Raw genomic sequence first — 19,656 nt, forward strand, 5'->3', positions numbered from 1 at the left:
ATCCGGGCCCGGGTGGCGAAATTGGTAGACGCACCAGATTTAGGTTCTGGCGTAGCAATACGTGGGGGTTCGAGTCCCTTCCCGGGCATTTCCTGAGCGCGCAGCGCAGGCCCGCCCTTGTCGAGTGTCTGCCTCAGGGCTGGCGCGCGACGCGCGACAGCAGCCAGGCGCGCAGTTGCAGGGCGTCCGCATCACGACGGAACACCATCACGCACCATGCGAAGGCCGAGAAAGCCAGCAGCGCTCCGGTCTGGCCGACATGCGACATGCCGGCGATCAGGCTGATCTTGCTGCCCAGCAGCGCGCCGGCTCCGATGCCGACGTTGTAGATGCCCGAGAAAAGCGACATCGCGACGTCAGTGGCATCCGGTGCCGCTTCAAGCACTTTGGCCTGCATGCCCAGACCGATCACCATGATCGACAGTCCCCAGATCACGCTGAGGCTGCACAGCAGCACGTCGGAAAACGTGGCAGGGAGGAGCAGCGCGAGGCAGCTCGCCAGCACGGCGCAGGCCAGCGTGATGAGCAGCGAGGGGCTGCGGTTGCCGAAGCGCGAGAAGACGAGGCTGCCTAGGATGCCGGCGCCGCCGAAGAGCAGCAGGATGATGGTGGCAAAGGTGTTCTCGCGGGCGGCCACATCCTGCACGAAGGGCTCGATGTAGCTGTAGGCCGTGAAGTGCCCCGTGATGATCAGCAGGGTCAGCATGTAGATGCGGGTGAGCGACGCACGCCGGGCGAGCACGGGCAGGCTGGAGATCGAGCCGGTGTTCTGGCTTGGCAGGCGGGGCAGGGTGCGTACGAGCACGAGCAGCGTCAGACCGGCGAGGATGGCGATGCCGAGGAAGGTCATGCGCCAGCCGAGCAACTGGCCCAGCATCCGGCCCATCGGCACTCCGGCAACCATGGCCAGTACGGTGCCGGTCGAGAGCAGGCCGAGAGCCTGTGCTTTCCTGCCTTCAGGAGCGACGCGGATCGAGAGTGAGACGGTGATCGACCAGAACACGGCGTGTGCCAGCGCGATGCCAAAGCGCGAAATCATCAGCACGGTGAAGTTACCGGCCTGGGATGAGAGCAGATGGCTCGCGATGAAAAGCAGGAAGGTGCCGGTGAGGAGTTTCTTGCGCTCGATGTTGCGCGTGAGCAGCATGATCGGCAGCGAAGCGAGCGTGACCACCCAGGCGTAGATGGTGATCATCAGCCCGGTTTCGGCGGTTTCCATGCGGAAGCTCATCGCGATGTCGCTGAGCAGGCCGACCGGGACAAACTCGGTGGTGTTGAAGATGAAGGCACCCAGGGCCAGCGCGATCACGCGGAACCAGGCGGTGGTATTCGAGACAGGGGCTTGGGGCATGCGTCTGGCGGCATCTGCTGTTGCCAGCGATCCAGCCTGTTTTGTATTGTCGGGGAATGTGTTTGATGTTACGCCGCAGGCACAGGTCTCCGCTTCGAATTCCCTTATCAGCTCATAAGCGCCCTCAGGCACCGGCCTGAGGCGCAGGGCCTGCGTGCTAAGATCGAAATTCCTCTTCCGGGCAAGCTCATATGATCGCAATCATCGGTGGCAGCGGCCTCAGCCAGCTTTCGAATCTGGACATTACCCGGCGCGAAGTCGTGCGCACGCCTTATGGCGAGCCCTCGGGCGCGCTGCTGTTCGGACACATGTGTGATCAGCAGACGGTTTTCATCGCGCGTCATGGATACGGCCATACGATTCCGCCGCATGCGGTGAATTACCGCGCCAACATCTGGGCACTCAAGCAGGCCGGTGCCGAGGCGATCATTTCGGTGGCATCGGCCGGTGGCATCCAGGATCACCTGACGCCCGGCGTGATCATGGTGCCCGACCAGATCCTTGATTACACCTGGGGGCGTCAGGCGACCTATTTCGACGGCGTCGATACGCCGGTGGTACATGTCGATTTCACCGAACCCTATGACACGGCATTGCGCCAGCGCATCCTCGCGGCGGCCAGGGCGGCGGGCGAAGCGGTGATTGACGGCGGCACCTACGCTGCAACCCAGGGACCACGCCTGGAGACCGCGGCCGAAGTCACGAAACTCGAACGCGATGGCGCGCATGTCATCGGCATGACCGGTATGCCGGAGGCGCTGCTGGCGCGCGAGCTTGAAATCCCGTACGCGGCGATCGTGCTGGTGGTCAATGATGCGGCAGGGCGTGGTACGAGCCTGCACGGCATCCAGATGTCCGGCATCGAGGCGACTGCCAAGCAGGCGATGAGCCGTGTCCATAATGTGCTTCAGCATTTCTGCACTCACTGCGCATGATCCGCGACATCCTCCGCATGGGTGACCCGCGCCTTCTTGAACGCGCCCGCGAGGTCGAGGTGCTCGACACGCCCGAACTGCACGCGCTGGTGGCCGACATGTTCGACACCATGGAAGCGGCAGGCGGCGTCGGTCTGGCTGCGCCGCAGATCGGCGTGGGGCTGCGGGTGGTGATCTTTGGCTTCGAATCCAGCGAGCGTTATCCGGATGCGCCTGCGGTGCCGCAGACCGTACTGGTCAATCCGGTGCTGGAATTCATTGGCGACGAGATGGAAGAAGGCTGGGAGGGCTGCCTGTCGGTGCCCGGCCTGCGCGGCGTGGTGCCGCGCCACAACCGCCTGCGCTACAGCGGATTCGATCCCCATGGTCAGCGCATCGAGCGCGAAGTGGAGGGCTTTCATGCTCGCGTCGTGCAGCATGAGTGCGATCACCTGGATGGCCGGCTCTATCCGATGCGGGTAACCGACTTCTCCCGCTTCGGTTTTACTGACGTGCTGTTTCCTGCCTGAACATGCCCGTCGGCGTGAGGCCGAAGTTGCGCCGGAAGGCCGCAATGAAGGCGGATGCCGACGCATAGCCGGCATCGAGCGCCACGCTGGTGACCCGTTCGCCGCGCTCCAGCGCATTGATCGCGAGCAGCAGGCGCAGGCGCTGTCGCCACTCTCCGAAGCTCATGCCGGTCTGCAGCGCAAACAGCCGGGCGAGGCTGCGCTCGCTGAGCCCTGCATGCGCGGCCCACTCGCTCATCGTGCGCCGATCGTCCGGCTGCAGCTGCAGGGCGGCACAGATCCGGCTCAGGCGCGCGTCTTCCGGCATCGGCAGATTGAAGGCGACTTCCGGCAGCATGGCGAGCTGATCGATGAGGACGCCGATCAGGCGTTCGTTCCGTTCGTTCTCCGGATAATCCGTCGGCAGGCTGCCCAGACTGAGAATGAGTTCGCGCACGAGCGGCGAGATTTCCACCACATGACAGCGCTCAGGCGCCCAGCTCATCAATTCCCGCGCCACATAAAGGCTGCGCATTTCGGTGTGCGAGCTGTTGGTGGCCTGATGTTCGATGTCAGGCGGTACCCAGATCGCCCGCTGAGGGGGTGCGACAAAGCTTGCTTGGCGGGTTTCGAGGTTCAGCACGCCGCGCATGGCCCAGGCAAGCTGCCACCAGTCATGGCTGTGCCAGGGCGTGAGCGAGCCGGGCGGCAGGGTCTCGACCCGGGCCACGACGGGCCGAGGCAGTCGCGCATAGCGGGGGATGCTGCGGATCAGCAGGGGATGGCTGTTTTGCGACATATTCTGTCCATTTGCCGTGAGCCGGAATTCTGCGCTTCGCCCATAGTGGCGACAAGGCGTTTTCGCGCGGGAGCGAAAACCACTTGAGGAGCTTCATCATGGCCGCAGCCAATCCGTCATTGCCGCAGCAGACGTCGTACCGCGTGCTCGGTGCGATCAGCGTTTCGCATTTCCTCAACGACATGATGCAGTCGTTGATCATCGCCCTCTATCCCTTGCTGAAGGGCAGCTTCGAGCTGAGTTTCGTCCAGATCGGGCTGATCACCTTCACTTACCAGGCCACCGCCTCGCTGCTGCAACCGGTGGTGGGCATGTACACCGACAAGCATCCGCAGCCATATTCGCTCGCTTTCGGCATGTGCTGCACGCTGGTCGGCCTGCTCCTGCTGGCCGTGGCCTGGAACTATCCGGTGGTGCTGCTGGCGGCGGCGCTGGTGGGCGCGGGCTCTTCGGTTTTCCATCCGGAATCTTCGCGGGTGGCGCGGATGGCCTCCGGCGGCAAGGTCGGGCTGGCGCAGTCGATCTTCCAGGTGGGGGGCAATGCAGGCACGGCGCTGGGCCCGCTGCTGACCGCGCTGATCGTGATTCCGAACGGGCAGGGCAGCGTTGCCTGGTTCTCGCTGGCGGCGCTGCTCGCGATCTTCGTGCTCTGGAAGGTGGGACAGTGGTATGCCCATCAGCAGGCCAGCGGCGCGTTCAAGAGCAAGCTGCGGCAGGGGACGGCGGGTAACGGGCTCACACGCAAGCGGATTGTGACTTCGATCGGCATCCTGCTGGTGCTGATTTTCTCGAAGTACTTCTACATGGCCAGCCTGTCGAGTTACTTCACTTTCTACCTGATCCACAAGTTCGGGCTCTCGATCCAGGCGGCACAGGTGCATCTTTTCATCTTCCTGTTCGCGGTGGCTGCCGGCACCGTGATCGGCGGCCCGGCCGGAGACCGCTTCGGCCGCAAGCGGGTGATCTGGTTCTCCATTCTCGGGGTGGCGCCGTTCACCTTGCTGCTGCCGCATGTGGGCCTGGAAATGACCAGTGTGCTGAGCTTCATCATCGGTCTCATCCTGGCCTCGGCCTTCTCGTCGATCATCGTCTATGCGCAGGAACTTCTGCCGGGCCGGGTCGGCATGGTGGCCGGACTGTTCTTCGGCTTTGCCTTCGGCATGGGTGCGATCGGTGCGGCCGCCCTGGGCTGGCTGGCCGACCTGCGCGGCATCGAATATGTGTATCAGGTGTGTGCATGGCTGCCCTTGCTGGGCGTGCTCGCGGTGTTCCTGCCGGACATGCGTCACGAGTGAGGGGCGGCGGCAGACGGTCGTCGGATGAGTGCTTGTGTTGCAGTGCAGCATGAGCCACACTCAAAGCGTCATCTGACGGATCCGGATCATGGCTGCACACCCCAAACGCATTCCTCTCAGTCTGGCCCTGCAAGGGGGCGGCGCGCACGGCGCTTTCACCTGGGGGGTGCTGGATGCGCTGCTCGAGCAGGGGCGTTTCAGCTTCGACGGCATCAGCGGAACCAGCGCCGGCGCGATGAACGCGGTTGCGCTGGCAGACGGCTGGCTCGCCGGCGGTGCGGACGCGGCCCGTGAGCGTCTGGCCGGATTCTGGGAGGGGGTCGCGATGCTCGCCCCTTCGGAGCCGATGTCGCCGATGGTGGATGCGTCCTTGCCGGGACTGGGCACGAACTGGATGCTGCAGCTCTCGCGCTGGTTTTCGCCCTACCAGCTCAATCCGCTGGATCTCAACCCGCTGCGGGATCTGGTCGAAGAAACTTTCGACTTCGAGCGCTTGCGCAGTCAGAGCACGATCGAGCTGTTCATTGCCGCCACACATGCCAATACCGGCCACCTGAAGCTCTTTCGCAATGCGGAGCTGAGCGTGGACGCACTGCTGGCCTCCGCCTGCCTGCCCAGCATCCACCGGGCGGTGGTGATCGACGGGGAGCCTTACTGGGATGGCGCGTATTCGGCCAATCCGGCGGTTTTTCCGCTGTTCCGTTTCTGCGCGAGCCGCGACATCCTGATCGTGATGCTGGCGCCGCTGAGTCACGACCGAACTCCCCGCAGTGCTGAGGAAATCCAGCAGCGCACCCTGGAGCTGGGCTTCAACAACTCCTTCCTGCGCGAGATGCGGCTGCTGGCCGCGATGCGGGAGATGACCGAGCAGAGCGGCTGGCTGGCCGGCACGCTGGAGCAGCGTCTGCGCAGCATGCGTTTCCACCTGGTGGAAGCGACCGAAGCCCTCGATGGCCTGGGCGCGCTCAGCAAGATCGTGGCGAATCAGGCCTTCCTGCATCGTCTGCGTGACGCCGGCCGGGCGCATGCGCAGAGCTGGCTGGCCGCGCATGGAGAGGCCGTGGGCCGGCGATCCAGCATCAATGTGGGCGATGTCTTCCTTCCGCCGGTCGTTGTCAGCTGAGCCGCCCACGGCGGGCGAATAGGCTGGATTTCTCCGGTCTGTTCCACGCGGCAGAGATTGCCGTGCCGGCAAATAATGTCTTCATCCGGCAGAGGCAGGCATGGCTGAAGACAGCGATCTCGAGAAAACCGAACCAGCGTCACAGCGGCGAATCGAAAAGGCCCGCGAGGATGGTCACGTTCCGCAGTCGCGCGAGCTCTCCACGTTTCTGGTGCTGCTGGCCGGCGCGATGATGCTCTGGGTCTCGTCGCAGTGGATGGTGCAGCGCTCGGTCGTGATGCTGGAAAAGGGGCTCAGTTTCGGCCGGACGGAGGTCTTCCGGCAGGAGTACATGTACGAGCAGCTCATGCGCCTGAGTTGGGACGCCTTGCTGGTGCTCGCTCCCCTGCTGGTGGTGATGATCGTTGCCGCACTTGCGGCGCCGGTGCTGGTCGGCGGCATGATCTTTTCCGGCAAGGCCTTCCAGCCGGACTTCAGCCGGATGAACCCGATCTCGGGCATCACCCGGATTTTCTCCCTCCATGGCGTGGCGGAACTCGTCAAGGGCGTGCTCAAGAGCGCGCTGGTGGGCAGCGTATGCGCCTGGGTGATCTGGACGCATCGCCTCGAGATCCTGGCCTTGATGAATATGCCGGTCGAGTCAGGTCTGAGTGCCTTCGGCCATCTGCTGCTGGTCTCCGTGATTTCCATCGTGGCGGGGCTGGCCCTGGTGGCGGGGATCGACGTGCCCTTCCAGCTCTGGCGTTACTACGACCAGCTCAAGATGACCAAGGAAGAGCTCAAGCAGGAATACAAGGAGCAAGAGGGGGATCCGCAGCTGAAGGGCCGGATCCGCGCCCGTCAGCGCGAAATGGCCAAGCGCCGCATGATGGCAGCGGTGCCCAAGGCCGATGTGGTTGTGACCAACCCGACTCACTTCGCGGTGGCCCTCAAATACGAGGCCAGCAGCATGGGGGCCCCCACGGTGGTGGCAAAGGGGGCGGACCATGTGGCCGCCGCCATCCGCGAGCTCGCTGCCGAGCACAAGGTGCCGATGCTCGAGGCGCCGCCGCTGGCGCGCGCGCTCTTCCGCCACACCGAGGTCGGCGAGCAGATTCCGGCCGCCCTCTATACCGCCGTGGCCGAGGTCATGGCCTACGTATTCCAGCTCAATCACTACCTGGCGGGGGAGGGGCTGCCGCCCGAAACCCCGCACGATCTGCCCGTCCCGGTCGAGATGGACCCTGGCGCACCGGCTGACGCAGAAACCACCTGACGGTTACAAACATGGCTTCCAACGAAAACGTCCTGGATCTCAAGCATCTATTTTCGCTGTCCAACATCCGCCAGCTGGCCGCGCCACTGCTGCTGCTGACGGTGCTGGCGATGATGGTGCTGCCGCTGCCGGCCTTCGCGCTGGATGTGTTCTTCACCTTCAATATCGCGATTTCGATGATGGTGCTGCTGGTGGCGATGTACACCCGCAAGCCGCTGGATTTCTCGGTGTTCCCGACCGTGCTGCTGGTCACCACGCTGCTGCGCCTGTCACTCAACGTCGCATCCACCCGTGCGGTGCTGCTGCATGGTCACACCGGGCCGGACGCGGCCGGGAAGGTGATCGAGGCCTTCGGCCACTTCCTGGTCGGTGGCAACACCGCCGTCGGCATCGTGGTGTTCGTGATTCTTACCGTGATCAACTTCGTGGTGATCACCAAGGGTGCCGGCCGGATCGCGGAAGTGGGCGCTCGCTTTACCCTGGATGCGATGCCCGGCAAGCAGATGGCCATCGATGCCGACCTCAACGCCGGCCTGATCGATGACAAGGAAGCCAAGCGGCGTCGCGCCGAGGTGGCGCAGGAGGCGGACTTCTACGGCGCGATGGACGGTGCGTCGAAATTCGTACGCGGTGACGCGGTGGCCGGGATCCTGATCCTGGTCATCAACGTGGTGGGCGGCCTGATCGTCGGGGTCGCGCAGCATGACATGGAGTTTTCCCGCGCCATGTCTCAATACACGCTGCTGACCATCGGTGATGGTCTGGTGGCCCAGCTTCCGGCCCTGATCATCTCGGTGGCGGCCGGCATGGTGGTGTCCCGCGTGGGGGATGACGGTGACATCGGCGCCCAGTTCGTCAATCAGCTCTTCAACAACCCGGTGGTGATGGTGCTCACCGCAACCATCCTGGCCGTGCTGGGCCTCATTCCCGGCATGCCGAACATGGTTTTCCTGCTGCTGGCCTCGGCGCTGGGCGGGCTTGCCTGGTACATGAACCGGAAGAGCGCGGAAGCCGCGGCGGACAAGGAAACAGCCACCCCGGCGCAACCGGTGGCCCAGGCCGTGGAGGCGCATCAGGAAGCCAGCTGGGAAGACGTGACGCCGGTCGACGTGCTGGGGCTCGAAGTCGGCTACCGGCTGATTCCGATGGTCGACAAGAGTCAGGATGGCGAATTGCTCAAACGCATTCGCGGGCTGCGCAAGAAATTCGCGCAGGACATCGGCTTCCTTGCCGCGCCGGTGCATATCCGTGACAACCTCGAGCTGCGGCCGAATGCTTACCGCATCACCCTGAAAGGGGTGGAGATCGGCAATGGCGAAGCCTATCCGGGGCAATTCCTGGCGATCAATCCCGGTCGCGTGTCGGGCCCCTTGCCAGGCAACATGACGAAGGACCCCGCCTTCGGCCTGCCTGCGGTATGGGTGGAAAGCACCCGCCGCGAGCATGCCCATGCGCTCGGCTATACCGTGGTGGACGCGAGCACGGTGGTGGCGACCCACCTCAATCACGTCATCATGAGTCATGCCTCGGATCTGCTCGGCCGTCAGGAAACCCAGGCCCTGCTCGAACACATCGCCAAGGATTCGCCCAAGCTCGTCGAAGATCTTGTGCCCAAGGTGCTGCCCCTGCATGTGCTGCAGCGCGTGCTGCAATATCTGCTCGAGGAAAGCATCAATATCCGCGACATGCGCAGCATCGTCGAAACGCTGGCCGAGCATGCGCCGCGCACGCAGGACGCGGTGGAGCTCGCCTCCCGTGTTCGCATGGCGCTGGGTCGGGCCATCGTGCAGCAACTCTTCCCGGGCAGTGCCGAGATCGATGTCATTGCGCTGGAGCCGGGGCTCGAGCGGATACTCGGTCAGGCCATGGCCAGCGGCGGCGAAGGCGGCGCGATCGAGCCCGGGCTGGCCGACACCCTGCTGCGCGAGACGGCCGGCGCAGCGCAGCGTCAGGAAGATCTCGGCTTGCCGCCGGTGCTGCTGGTGCCGAACAACCTGCGCTGGCTGCTGGCGCGCTTCCTGCGCCGCTCGGTGCCCAATCTCAAGGTCATCGCACACTCCGAAGTACCGGAGAGCCGGAACATCCGCGTGGTGGCCGTCGTTGGCGGCTGAGCCGGCTCGAATGGCTGATCCGGATTCCGGGTCAGCCTGGCTTGCTGCATTCCCCCAGTTTTTTTCTCTCGCGAGTCCTACGGCCATTCGATTCCGCAGACCTGTTTCGGCGGTCGTTCCATTCCTCTTTTCGGACGCCCGTCCGTCCTTGTAAGACGGCTTCCTACAAGGCTTTGAGCGCCGGCAGAGATTGCCGGAAAAGCTTGCCGAATTACCGGATTTTTACCGTTTTGTTCCGCTGCTCGCGGCTGTTTGCCGGGGCAAATAATGTGTCTCACGGAAACGCAGGAGAAATGTTTCCGGAACACGGAATGGAAGCGGAGGCAGTCTCATGGTCCAGGTCAAACGGTATGTCGGAAGAACGGCGCGGGAAGCGCTGGCGGCGGTCAAGGCCGAGCTCGGGGCCGACGCCGTGGTGCTGTCGAACCGCGCAGTCGAGGGCGGTGTCGAAATCGTCGCCATGCCTTCGGAACAGATGGGTGCGCTCTCGGCGACCGTGCATCAGGCTCGTCAGCCGGCACCTGCGCCTGCGCCCGTTCCGGTCCGCGCCCCTGCGAGCGCTGCGGTTTCGCGCCATGTCGATCCGGACGAGGACAGCGATTTCACCGTTACGCTCGGCCAGCACATCGCGCGCCTGGCGCGGGAGCAGACGCCGGCCTCGCTGCCTGCGCGCAAGCGTCCGGAAGCCCGTTTTGCCGATGGTCTGGTGACGCGCCAGGCCGACGAATCCGCGGGCACCCAGATGGATGTGAGACCTTTCAATCCGCCGCGGGTGAAGCCCAACGGAGACCCCTGGGAAGCGCCCGCTCCGGCTGCGCAGAAGCCGCGTGTACCGGCGGAAAACCTTGCGCCGGTACGCCATGAGTCCTTTGCCGCGCATGCCGGCTTTGCGCCGGAAGGGGACCCCAAGGTCGAGGCGCTGGAAGCCAGTAACGCCCGTCTGGCCGAGGAGCTCGCGTCGATCAAGGGCATGCTCGAGCGCCAGCTGGCGGGCTTCGCATGGAACGAGATGTCGCGCCAGGCACCGGTCCGCGCCCAGCTCATGAGCGAACTGCTGGAGAGCGGCTTCTCGGCCCAGATGGCGCGCGAGCTGACCGAGGCGCTGTCCGCCGAACTCAGTGCCAACCAGGCCCGCGCAGATGTCCGCAATCGCCTTGCACGGCGACTGAAAGTGATCGACAGCGATGCCGACATCATCGAGCGCGGCGGCGTCTATGCGCTGGTGGGGCCGACCGGTGTCGGCAAGACCACGACTGCGGCGAAGCTCGCCGCACGCTGTGTGGTGAGGCACGGCGCAGACAAGCTCGCGCTCATCACCACCGATGGCTACCGGATCGGCGCCCATGAGCAGTTGCGTATCTATGGCCGCATCCTCGGCGTGACGGTTCACGTGGTCCGCGATGCGACCGATCTGCGGCAGACGCTGCAGGATCTTCGCCAGAAGCACATGGTGATCATCGATACCATGGGCATGAGCCAGCGCGACAAGATGGTCGTGGAGCAGGCCTCCATGCTGACGGCTGCCGGCGTCGTCCGCCGCCTGCTCGTTCTCAACGCGACTTCGCGCGGCGATACCCTCGACGACGTGGTGCGTGCCTACGATGGCCCGGATCTTGCGGGATGCATCCTGAGCAAGGTCGATGAAGCGGCTTCGCTGGCGCCGGTGCTGGATGTGGCCATGCGTCGCGAGCTGCAGATGTACTACGTCGCCAACGGTCAGCGCGTGCCGGAAGATCTCCATCTTCCCAACTGTGCCTATCTGGTCCATCGGGCCTTGCGTGAGATCGGGGCGGATTCGCCCTTCAAGCTGGACTCGAAAGAGGCCGGCATGCTCATGACGAAGCCGCTCGAACCGGTGCGTGCCCAGAGGGGAGTGACGAGATGATGGACAAACGCTTTCAGGATCAGGCCCAGGGCTTGCGCCAGCTGCTTCATGCAGCGCCGCCCGAGGTGCTGGCGGTGCTGCCCTGCGGGCAGGGCAGCATGAACTGGGTGGCCGGACAGCTGCGCGCGCGCGCCGCATCAGGCGCCCGCATCCTCGCGATGGAAGAGCGTCGTGCCTACGGCAATCTGGCCGACTGTCTCGGCATCAGCCCGCGCTTCGATCTGGCTGCGGCCATGCGCGGCGAACTGCCGCTGGATGCGTGCATCCATGAATCGGTGGCCGGTCTGGATGTGACCCTGGTGGCTGCACTTGCCGACGCGCTGGGCAAGGATCGCATTTTCAACCAGCGCTGCGAGGCCCAGCTTCGCGTGCTGCGCAGCGGCTGGGACGAATGGGTGGTGCTGGCCCGGGGCGGCTCCATCGAAGGCTTCTCGCAGCTTTCCCTCGCCTCGCCGAGGTTTCTGGTGGCCCTGTCGAGCGACCCCATGTCGCTGACGGCGGCCTATGCTTGTCTCAAGCAGATCGCTGCCGCGGGCGGCGAGCGTCTGGTGTCGATCTGCATGACGGATGCGGAGGCGCCTCACGCCCGGCAAACCTTGCAGCGTCTGTGCGATGTGGTCCTGCAGCGGCTCGACATGCCCCTGCAGCCGGTTAGCAGCGTGGGCGAGGCGCTGGCCTGCGGGCGCCATGAGCCGGGCAGCGGGGCCGATGCCTACATCGACCGCCTTGTGCGTGCTGCCGCAGGGGGCGCGCGTCAGGGGCTGGCCGCCAAGGGCTGAATGGCTCCGAATTGAGCGGGACTTGTCCGCTTTTTCCGGCGCTAGGAAGCAGCAGGGCCGTCGCAGAATGGTGACAACATTCTTTAACGCATGTCGCAGCTCCGCAAGGCGCCGCAACCCGTCAGAAGAGAGAGACAACGATGTATAACGCAGCTGGAACACTGGACAAGAACCAGCTCATTGCGCGCTACGCGCCGCTGGTCAAAAGGATTGCCTACCACTTGATGGCCAAGCTGCCGGCGAGCGTGCAGGTCGATGACATCATCCAGAACGGCATGATGGGTCTGCTCGATGCGATCACGCGTTACGAGGAAGGACTGGGCGCCCAGTTCGAGACCTACGCGGTGCAGCGCATCCGCGGCGCCATGCTCGATGGTCTGCGCGAGAACGACTGGTTGCCACGCAGTCTGCGCCGCGAGATGCGACGCATCGAGACCGCCGTGCACACGCTGGAGCAGCAGAACGGACGCCAGCCCACCGAGGGTGAGCTTGCCAAGCTGCTGGGCATGGATCTGGGCGAATACCAGAAGATGCTTCAGGACGCCCGCGGCTATCAGCTGGTGTATTTCGAGGATTTTGGTGACGAGGATGACGACGATTATCTCGAACGTCATATCGTCGGTGCAGCGCCCGATCCACTCACGATGCTGGAGGATCATGACATGCGCAACACGTTGATACAGGCGATCGAAGATTTGCCCGAGCGCGAGAAGATGGTCATGGGGCTTTATTACGAGGAAGACATGAACCTGCGCGAGATCGGCGAGGTGCTGGGCGTGTCGGAGTCGCGCGTCTGCCAGCTGCACAGCCAGGCCATTGCACGCCTGCGCTCGCGCATCTCGGGTGGCCGCGAAACACCGCGCACGCGTCAGCGCCGCGCCAGCGCAGCCTGAGCGGAAGGGTGGAGTAGCGCGTGGATCTCATCAGCATCATTGGCCTGCTCGTCGGTCTGGTCGCGATTGTCGGCGGCCAGCTGCTCGAAGGCGGCCATATCGGTTCGCTCATTCAGCCGACCGCTTTCCTGATCGTCATTGGCGGCACTGCGGGAGCCGTGATGCTGCAAAGCCCGTGGAAGACCTTCAAGGCCGGTCTGCGGATGGTGAAGTGGGTTTTTCAGCCGCCGGCGCCTTCGCTCGAGCGGATCATCGCCGACATCGTTTCCTGGAGCGGGGTGGCGCGCAAGGAAGGCCTGCTGGCGCTGGAGTCCCGCATCGAGTCGCATCGTGATCCCTTCGTCCGCAAGGGGCTGCAACTGCTCGTCGACGGCGTCGAGCCCGAGCGCATCCGTGATGTGCTTGAAGTCGAGATCGGTGCGTGGGAAGGCGAGCTCAAGCAGGCAAGCAAGATCTGGGAGGCCGCGGGCGGCTATGCGCCGACCGTGGGGATTCTCGGTGCGGTGATGGGGCTCATCCATGTGATGGAGAACCTCTCTGACCCTTCCAAGCTGGGCGCCGGTATCGCGGTGGCGTTCGTGGCGACGATATACGGCGTGGGCTCGGCGAACCTGGTCTTCCTGCCGATTGCCAAGAAGCTGCATGCCACCATCGGTCAGCTGGTGGCGGTTCGCGAGATGACGCTTGACGGGCTTATCGGCATCGCGCACGGAGATAACCCCCGCCTCATCGAGTCCCGCCTGAGGGGCTACATCAACTGAGGCGCGCGCGGCTTACAGCGCCCAGAAGACGAACACGCCCATGGTTTCGTCGCCATCGTTGAGCAGCATGTGTGTCGAGCCTGCCCGGGTAAGGATCACGTCCCCCTGCTTCGCGCGCCGCTCCTCGCCATCGATCCTGATCAGGCCGCAACCGTATTGCACGACATAGATTTCCTCGCGGTCGTCCTTGTGTCCGTGCTCTCCGATCGAGGTGCCCGGAGGCAGCTCGGTGAAGGCGACGTAGCGCAGCCCGGACGCAAAGTCTTCGGCACCGAAGAGCTTGCAGCTGCGTGCCAGCCCCTGACCGTCGTGAATGCTTTTCTCGACGACAGGCATGTCGTGGTAGTTGCGGATTTCCATGCGTTTGCTCCCTGATGATGCCCGGCATCTTACCTGCTCCGGCCGCGGCCTCCGTCCTGGCCAGCCCTGTCAGGCGAAGGCGGCTGCCACGTCCGGCAGAAGGGTTAGAATGGCTCAGGCACATGCAGGAGTCATGTGCCTCACACACCGCAAACAAGGAGGCTTTCACATGAAACGCGTAGTCATTGCACTGTCGCTGGCTGCATTGTCCGTCCCCGCTTTTGCGAAGATGGACTGCGCCGAACTCAAGTCTGCCATTGCGGCGAAGATCGAGTCCAAGGGCGTGACGGCCTATACGCTTGAAGTCGTCGATAAAGGCCAGGGCGGGTCGGCGCGGATTGTCGGTTCCTGTGAAGGAGGCGCCAAGGAAATCGCTTACGTGCGCGGCAAGGCGGCTCCTGCCGCAGCAGCGCCGGAGTCGAAGTAATCGTGTTGTCAGGCGCGCGCAAGGCGCGCCTGTTTTTCAGCGGCTGTAGCCGCGGAATCCGCTGAGCAGCCAGACCGAGGCTTCACGCCGCAGGCCGGGTTCGATCTCGACACTGATCCGGGCGAGTTTCGTTGCGCTGGCAAAGCGCTCGAGCAAAGCCTGGTTGTCGTCCCGGCTGATGAGGATGAACGGGCGGCTGTGCAGCGAGTCGTCCAGCGGAGAGGTCAGCTGGTAGTGGTCTGCCGGGTGCGGTCCGGGCGTCCAGGCCGCGTGATCGGGCTCGATGTCGCGGAACTGGTAGAGCATGTGAGCCATCATGGTCCGGTCTTCGGTCAGCATGACAGCGTCAGGATGTGCCGCCAGGTACGGCCGGATGGCTGCTGCCAGCGTATCCCAGCCTTTCGCCCGCTTGAGCGGATCCATCCTTGCGGTCTGCGTTTTGCCGCTCACCCGGTAGAAGTCCCCCAGGTGATAGGCGCCGAACATCAGCACGAGGTTGAGCCCCAGCGCAATCAGCCACCAGTTCTGGTTACGAAGGCGGGCCAGGAATTTCGTGGCCAGCAGCAGCGCGGCCAGCAAGGCTGGCGCGGCCCAGTTGCCGTTCGCTTCGGAGCGGCTGGCCTGGATGATGACAATGGCAAGCAGCGGCACGCTGAAGGCGAGCAGGAACTGGTAGCGCCCGTCACGGCGCTTGCGCCAGGCGAGCAGCAGGCCCCCCAGAAAAGCGAGGGCGAAGCCCGGGCCCAGTGATCCGGCCTGGGCAAGCAGAAACTCGCCAAGGTTGCCGCTTTTGTCGTTGAGGCCATCCACATGCGTGATGTCAGCCGTATGGCGCAGGGTCGGGAAGTCGTGCGCCCAGTTCCACAGGATATTGGGCAGCACGATCAGGCAGGCCAGCGCGATGGCGGCCCAGAGCCCGGGATGAACGAAAATGCGCCGCAAGCGGATGTTGGACAGCAGATAGAACCCGGCGGACAGGCCGAAGGCGGCCATCGTGTACTTCGACATGATGCCGAGGCCCACTGCCGCACCGAGCAGGAGCCAGTCCCGCATGTAGTCGGTTTCCAGTGCGCGGATCAGGGCCAGCATGCCCAGCGCCCAGAAGAACATGAGCGGCGCGTCGGTGGATACGGCCAGCCCGAGTGCAGAGACGAGCGGGATGAGGCAGAAGGCGAGCCCGGTGCGGAAGCCCACGCGGGCGTCGAAGAGCCGGGTACCGATCCGGTAGAGCAGCCAGGAGGTTGCGGGATACAGGATCAGGGCGGGCAGCTTTACCGCGAGCAGTCCGTCGCCGAAGAGTGCCGTGCTGGCGGCGATCAGCCAGCCGATGACCGGGGGCTTGGAGAAGTATCCCCAGTCGAGCGACTGCGCCCAGGTCCAGTACTGGGCTTCGTCGATATAGAGCGTGACCCCCAGACGCGGAATGACCCAGAGCCGGTAGACAGTCAGCAGGATCAGCAGCAGCACGAGCAGCCAGGGCTGTGCCATGTGGCTGGTCGGCCGGGTTTCAGCCGAGCTCATGCGCATCCGCGTCCAGTCTTCCATTACTTCACTTTCACGAGAACAACGCCGCCTTCACGGAAGAGCACTTCAACATTGGCGTCGGCGGGAAGACGATCAACGCGGGTCAGCGCGATCACGCCCGGCTGGGCCTGTACGGTCGGGCTGACCTGTTGACGATAGACCGAGAAGCTGGGCGCATGGAAGTTCCAGAGGATGCCCGGCGTCTCCAGCTTACGAGCGACCAGCCCTGCGCGCTTGACCGGCCCTTGCAGGACGTCTCCCACGAAGGGCGCGACGGCCAGCGCCATCAGCAGCGTGTTGAGTACGGTCGCCACCAGAATCCGGCGCGGCAGCTCGATCGGCGCACGCAACACGAACACGCTGGCCAGAAAGGCGACCGCGATCGTGACGTAATAGCCGGCAGGAATTGCATCGGCCACGCGGCTGACCTGCGCCCGGTAATACGCATCCCGCACCCAGCCTGCTTCACCGGAGTGTGCCAGCAGCCAGGGCAGGGCGATGAAGAGCAGCATCAGCACCAGTACAGGCGCTGCCGCCAGTGCGACCGAGCGCACGCGCTCGCGATGGAGCGCAAGCAGTACGAAAAGCGGCGTGCAGCCATACAGTGCGTAGTGCGGCAGCTTCGTGCCCGAAAGCGAGAAGAAAACCGTTACGAACAGGAACCAGATCCAGAGAAAGCGCGGCAGCGGCGCCTTCCAGTCGGCCGGCAGCTGGCGCACCGAGGCGATCAGCCAGGTCAGCCAGGGCAGGAGCAGCACGGGCACCATCAGCACGTAGTAGAACGCGCTGCCGGAATGCCCTTCAAGCGAGCCTGAAAATCGCTCGACGTTATGCTTGAGGATGAAGCCGTTGATGAAATCCTGGCCGTGAATGGCGAGGGCTGCCGCATACCAGGGCACCGTGATCGCGAGCAGGATCAGCCAGCCGGCCGGATTGAACACGCTGCGCAGCCAGTCGCGGAAGCGACCTGCGGTGAGGCAGTAGATCAGCGTGGTGGCGCCCGGTACCAGCAGCGCGATCGGCCCCTTGGTCAGCACACCGAGACCGATCCACACATAGCTGCGCAGCAGCGGCGCACGCTGGCCGGATTCCAGATGACGCCAGCCATCGAGCAGGGCCAGCGCCAGCAGCATGTTGAGCAGGGCGTCTGCGGTCGCAGCACGGCCGATGATGTGGACGCCAAGACTGGTGGCCGCGATGCCGCAGGCCAGTATCCCGGCTGCACGCCCGAAGCGCTGCCAGGCAAAGAGCCCGACGGCGTAACACCAGGTCGAGGCGGCCAGCGCCGAGGGCAGGCGGAAGCTCCATTCGTTCGGGCCGAAGAGCCAGACGAAGATTGCCTGACACCAGTAGATCAGGATCGGCTTGTCAAAACGCGGTGCGCCATTGAGCCAGGTCGACAGAAAGTCGTGGCGAACGAACATCTCGCGCGTGGCTTCGGAAAACGCCCCCTCATCCACGTCGAACAGCGGCGCGCCGCCCAGATTCATCAGGAACAGGACGGCAGGCAGCAGAAAGAGAAGCCAGCGCGCAGAGCCTGCCGGGTTATTGCCGGAAGCGTGCATCGTGTGGCTCAGGCTTTGTGCCAGGCTTCGTCAGCCGTCAGCGTGTCGGGATTGCGAACCTGATACAGCTTGCCGGCGCCTGACTCAAAGTAGATGCGCGCGAGCGTCTCGCCGAGGATGCCGGAGAGGATGAATTGCACGGCCATGATGATCGAGAAGAAGCCGACCATCAGCAGCGGGCGCGTGCCGATGTTTTCATGGCCGACGAACTTGAGGAAAGCCATGTAGGCCAGGATCAGGCTGCCCACGCCGCCGAGGATCAGCCCGGCCCCACCGAAGAAGTGGCCGGGGCGGGCGCGGAAGCGCATGAAGAAGTACACCGAGATCAGGTCGAGGATCACGCGGAAGGTGCGCGAGATGCCGTACTTCGACTCGCCGAACTGGCGGGCATGGTGCGTGACGACTTCTTCCGCGATGCGTCGCGGGGTGGTCACGGTGGCGAGCCAGGCCGGAATGAAGCGATGCATCTCGCCATACAGACGCACGTTTTTGAGCACGTCGGCACGGAAGGCCTTGAGGCTGCAGCCGTAGTCGTTCAGCGTCACGCCGGTGATGCGGGCGATCAGGCGGTTGGCGATGCGGGAGGGGATCTTGCGCAGGAAAAGGCCGTCCTTGCGATCCTTGCGCCAGCCGGCAACCATGTCCAGGTCTTCGTTGAGCAGACGCCCGACCATGCGTGGAATATCCGCCGGGTCATTCTGCAGGTCGCCGTCCAGCGTCACGATCACCGTGCCGCGTGCGGCGTCGATGCCGGCCTGCATGGCTGCGGTCTGGCGGAAGTTGCGCATCAGCTCCACGGTGCGAACATGCGACCCGAACTTCGCGCCCACGCGGCGCAGCTCGTTGGGCGTCGCGTCTGCACTGCCGTCATCCACGACGATCAGCTCCCAGGGGTGCGGGTAGCCCTTCAGGCCTTCATGAACCCGTGTGACCATGGGCTCGACGTTTTCTGCCTCGTTGTACATCGGGATGACGATGGACAGGCTGTGAGGGGGCAGGTTCGGTGTGGTCGTAGCGTCAGTCATCAGCGTTCTCTCGGGTAAATCCGGGTTGGGCGCCTGGCAGGAAGGCCAGGGCCAGACCGCCAGCGCTCAGCGCCAGGGCGATCACGAAAAGGTGCAGGGCCAGCGCGGCGTTGAGGCCGGCTGAAAAGGTCACGCCATGCGCGGCCATCAGCGCCGCGCCGCCTGCTTCATAGGTGCCGAAGCCGGCTACCCCCTGGATCGGCAGGATGGCGGCAAGTTCCACGCCCAGCGCGCCGGACATGCCGGTCAGCAGCGGTGCTTGCAGCAAGGCCGACAGCAGCCAAGCCTGGGCGAGCAGTTTGACCGACCAGTTGGCAAGCGTCCACATCCAGCCGCGCAGGGAACGACGGGTGGATTCGGCCAGAGCTTCACGGACACGATGGACGGTGGCGGCAAAGCGCCCGCTTCGGGTCTCGATTTCGGGGTGCCGTCTGGCCCAGGCCGGAATGGCCCAGGCCGCGGCGAGCACCGCGAGCATCCAGAGCGCACGCAGCCAGCCGGGCAGATCCGGCCACACGAAGGCCGCCAGCGCGAGCACGACGAAGGCATCCTGGATGCGCAGCCAGAGCAGGGCGACCACGGCACGCGTCGTCGGCACGCCGAACCAGCGCTTGAGCAGCAGCGGAAAGGTGGCTTCGCCACTGCGGAAAGGCAGCACGTTGATCGAGGCGTTGTGCAGCAGCGTCAGGCGCAGCACCGAAACGAAGCGTGCGCCGGTATCTGCGGCAAATTCGTCATGCACGCGTGCAGCGCGAAGCAGGTAGCTGGCGAGAAAGGCGAGAATGGCAAGCAGGAATTCTGCCGGGCTGACGCGGGTGAGGGCGCTGCCCAGTTCCTGCCAGCGCGCGCCGGCGAGCACCCAGACCAGAAGGCCCGATGTGATCACGAGCGCAAGGACGCGCTGGAACCAAGATTTCAAGAATGCAACTCCAGGCGGCGAAAGATCGGAAAGGCGGTTAGCATCGGGGCCGTTCAGCCTCGGGCAGGTGCTGAAGCCGGCATCCGTGCCGGCGTGGCGCTTGCTTGTTGTCGGAAGGCGCGAAGTTTATCACCTCAACATGCCGATTTCCCTTCCTGAAA

18 protein-coding genes and 1 tRNA gene are annotated in these 19,656 nt (G+C 64.4%); 12 read left to right on the forward strand and 7 right to left on the reverse strand.

Annotation, left to right across the window (positions count from 1 at the left end):
* The first annotated feature begins 6 nt into the window (after positions 1–6).
* A tRNA-Leu gene (locus ABDB87_RS09550) sits at positions 7–88 on the forward strand.
* Between the two features lie 45 nt (positions 89–133).
* Here ABDB87_RS09550 and ABDB87_RS09555 read toward each other — a convergent pair.
* Entirely contained in the window at positions 134–1,351 is a 1,218-nt protein-coding gene (locus ABDB87_RS09555) for a sugar transporter (RefSeq protein ID WP_345926358.1), read from the reverse strand.
* Between the two features lie 191 nt (positions 1,352–1,542).
* Here ABDB87_RS09555 and ABDB87_RS09560 point away from each other — a divergent pair, with 191 nt between their 5' ends.
* Both ABDB87_RS09560 and def read left to right on the forward strand, forming a co-directional pair.
* Positions 1,543–2,286, forward strand: coding sequence for an S-methyl-5'-thioinosine phosphorylase (locus ABDB87_RS09560; protein ID WP_345926360.1), 744 nt, complete (start codon positions 1,543–1,545; stop codon positions 2,284–2,286).
* Complete coding sequence (gene def / locus ABDB87_RS09565; protein ID WP_345926362.1) at positions 2,283–2,795, forward strand: peptide deformylase; 513 nt, start codon at positions 2,283–2,285, stop codon at positions 2,793–2,795. The genes ABDB87_RS09560 and def overlap by 4 nt, the downstream gene beginning before the upstream one ends.
* Here def and ABDB87_RS09570 read toward each other — a convergent pair.
* Positions 2,770–3,573, reverse strand: a complete 804-nt coding sequence (locus ABDB87_RS09570; RefSeq protein ID WP_345926364.1) for an AraC family transcriptional regulator — start codon at positions 3,571–3,573, stop codon at positions 2,770–2,772. The two genes, def and ABDB87_RS09570, sit on opposite strands and share 26 nt — an antisense overlap.
* A 98-nt stretch (positions 3,574–3,671) precedes the next feature.
* Here ABDB87_RS09570 and ABDB87_RS09575 point away from each other — a divergent pair, with 98 nt between their 5' ends.
* The 8 genes from ABDB87_RS09575 to ABDB87_RS09610 all read left to right on the forward strand — a co-directional run bounded on the left by ABDB87_RS09575 (position 3,672) and on the right by ABDB87_RS09610 (position 13,675).
* Complete coding sequence (locus tag ABDB87_RS09575) at positions 3,672–4,868, forward strand: MFS transporter (protein ID WP_345926366.1); 1,197 nt, start codon at positions 3,672–3,674, stop codon at positions 4,866–4,868.
* An 88-nt stretch (positions 4,869–4,956) separates the two neighbouring features.
* Positions 4,957–5,991: a patatin-like phospholipase family protein gene (locus ABDB87_RS09580; protein WP_345926367.1), complete on the forward strand. Its 1,035-nt coding sequence runs from the start codon at positions 4,957–4,959 to the stop codon at positions 5,989–5,991.
* A 100-nt stretch (positions 5,992–6,091) separates the two neighbouring features.
* Positions 6,092–7,246, forward strand: a complete 1,155-nt coding sequence (gene flhB, locus ABDB87_RS09585; protein WP_345926369.1) for a flagellar biosynthesis protein FlhB — start codon at positions 6,092–6,094, stop codon at positions 7,244–7,246.
* 11 nt (positions 7,247–7,257) lie between these two features.
* Positions 7,258–9,357 (forward strand): flagellar biosynthesis protein FlhA, encoded by a 2,100-nt coding sequence (gene flhA, locus ABDB87_RS09590; RefSeq protein ID WP_345926371.1) that lies wholly within the window; start codon positions 7,258–7,260, stop codon positions 9,355–9,357.
* Positions 9,358–9,688: 331 nt separating this feature from the next.
* The gene (gene flhF / locus ABDB87_RS09595; RefSeq protein ID WP_345926373.1) at positions 9,689–11,242 is read left to right on the forward strand and encodes a flagellar biosynthesis GTPase FlhF; all 1,554 of its coding nucleotides are present in this window, start codon (positions 9,689–9,691) and stop codon (positions 11,240–11,242) included.
* Entirely contained in the window at positions 11,239–12,021 is a 783-nt protein-coding gene (locus ABDB87_RS09600; protein ID WP_345926375.1) for a MinD/ParA family ATP-binding protein, read from the forward strand. The genes flhF and ABDB87_RS09600 overlap by 4 nt, the downstream gene beginning before the upstream one ends.
* A 140-nt stretch (positions 12,022–12,161) precedes the next feature.
* Positions 12,162–12,914: an RNA polymerase sigma factor FliA gene (locus ABDB87_RS09605; protein WP_345926377.1), complete on the forward strand. Its 753-nt coding sequence runs from the start codon at positions 12,162–12,164 to the stop codon at positions 12,912–12,914.
* A gap of 20 nt (positions 12,915–12,934) precedes the next feature.
* The gene (locus ABDB87_RS09610) at positions 12,935–13,675 is read left to right on the forward strand and encodes a flagellar motor protein (protein WP_345926379.1); all 741 of its coding nucleotides are present in this window, start codon (positions 12,935–12,937) and stop codon (positions 13,673–13,675) included.
* 12 nt (positions 13,676–13,687) lie between these two features.
* Here the strand turns inward: ABDB87_RS09610 and ABDB87_RS09615 are convergent, their stop codons facing one another.
* Positions 13,688–14,035, reverse strand: a complete 348-nt coding sequence (locus ABDB87_RS09615) for a cupin domain-containing protein (protein ID WP_345926381.1) — start codon at positions 14,033–14,035, stop codon at positions 13,688–13,690.
* Between the two features lie 169 nt (positions 14,036–14,204).
* Between ABDB87_RS09615 and ABDB87_RS09620 the strand changes: the two genes are divergently transcribed.
* Positions 14,205–14,462, forward strand: a complete 258-nt coding sequence (locus ABDB87_RS09620; protein WP_345926383.1) for a DUF1161 domain-containing protein — start codon at positions 14,205–14,207, stop codon at positions 14,460–14,462.
* Between the two features lie 36 nt (positions 14,463–14,498).
* On the opposite strand, the gene ABDB87_RS09625 is transcribed toward ABDB87_RS09620, so the two are convergent.
* Genes ABDB87_RS09625 through ABDB87_RS09640 form a run of 4 tightly spaced genes read right to left on the reverse strand, consistent with a single transcriptional unit; the run spans position 14,499 to position 19,495 of the window.
* On the reverse strand, positions 14,499–15,983 hold the full coding sequence (locus tag ABDB87_RS09625) for a glycosyltransferase family 39 protein (protein WP_345926385.1): 1,485 nt from the start codon (positions 15,981–15,983) through the stop codon (positions 14,499–14,501).
* A gap of 23 nt (positions 15,984–16,006) precedes the next feature.
* The gene (locus tag ABDB87_RS09630) at positions 16,007–17,551 is read right to left on the reverse strand and encodes an ArnT family glycosyltransferase (RefSeq protein WP_345926387.1); all 1,545 of its coding nucleotides are present in this window, start codon (positions 17,549–17,551) and stop codon (positions 16,007–16,009) included.
* Between the two features lie 8 nt (positions 17,552–17,559).
* Entirely contained in the window at positions 17,560–18,576 is a 1,017-nt protein-coding gene (locus ABDB87_RS09635) for a glycosyltransferase family 2 protein (protein WP_345926389.1), read from the reverse strand.
* Positions 18,569–19,495 (reverse strand): lysylphosphatidylglycerol synthase transmembrane domain-containing protein, encoded by a 927-nt coding sequence (locus tag ABDB87_RS09640; protein ID WP_345926391.1) that lies wholly within the window; start codon positions 19,493–19,495, stop codon positions 18,569–18,571. The genes ABDB87_RS09635 and ABDB87_RS09640 overlap by 8 nt, the downstream gene beginning before the upstream one ends.
* Positions 19,496–19,656: the final 161 nt, after the last annotated feature.

It is taken from the genome of Uliginosibacterium paludis, assembly GCF_039631355.1.
GTDB classification, from domain to species: Bacteria; Pseudomonadota; Gammaproteobacteria; order Burkholderiales; family Rhodocyclaceae; genus Uliginosibacterium; species Uliginosibacterium paludis.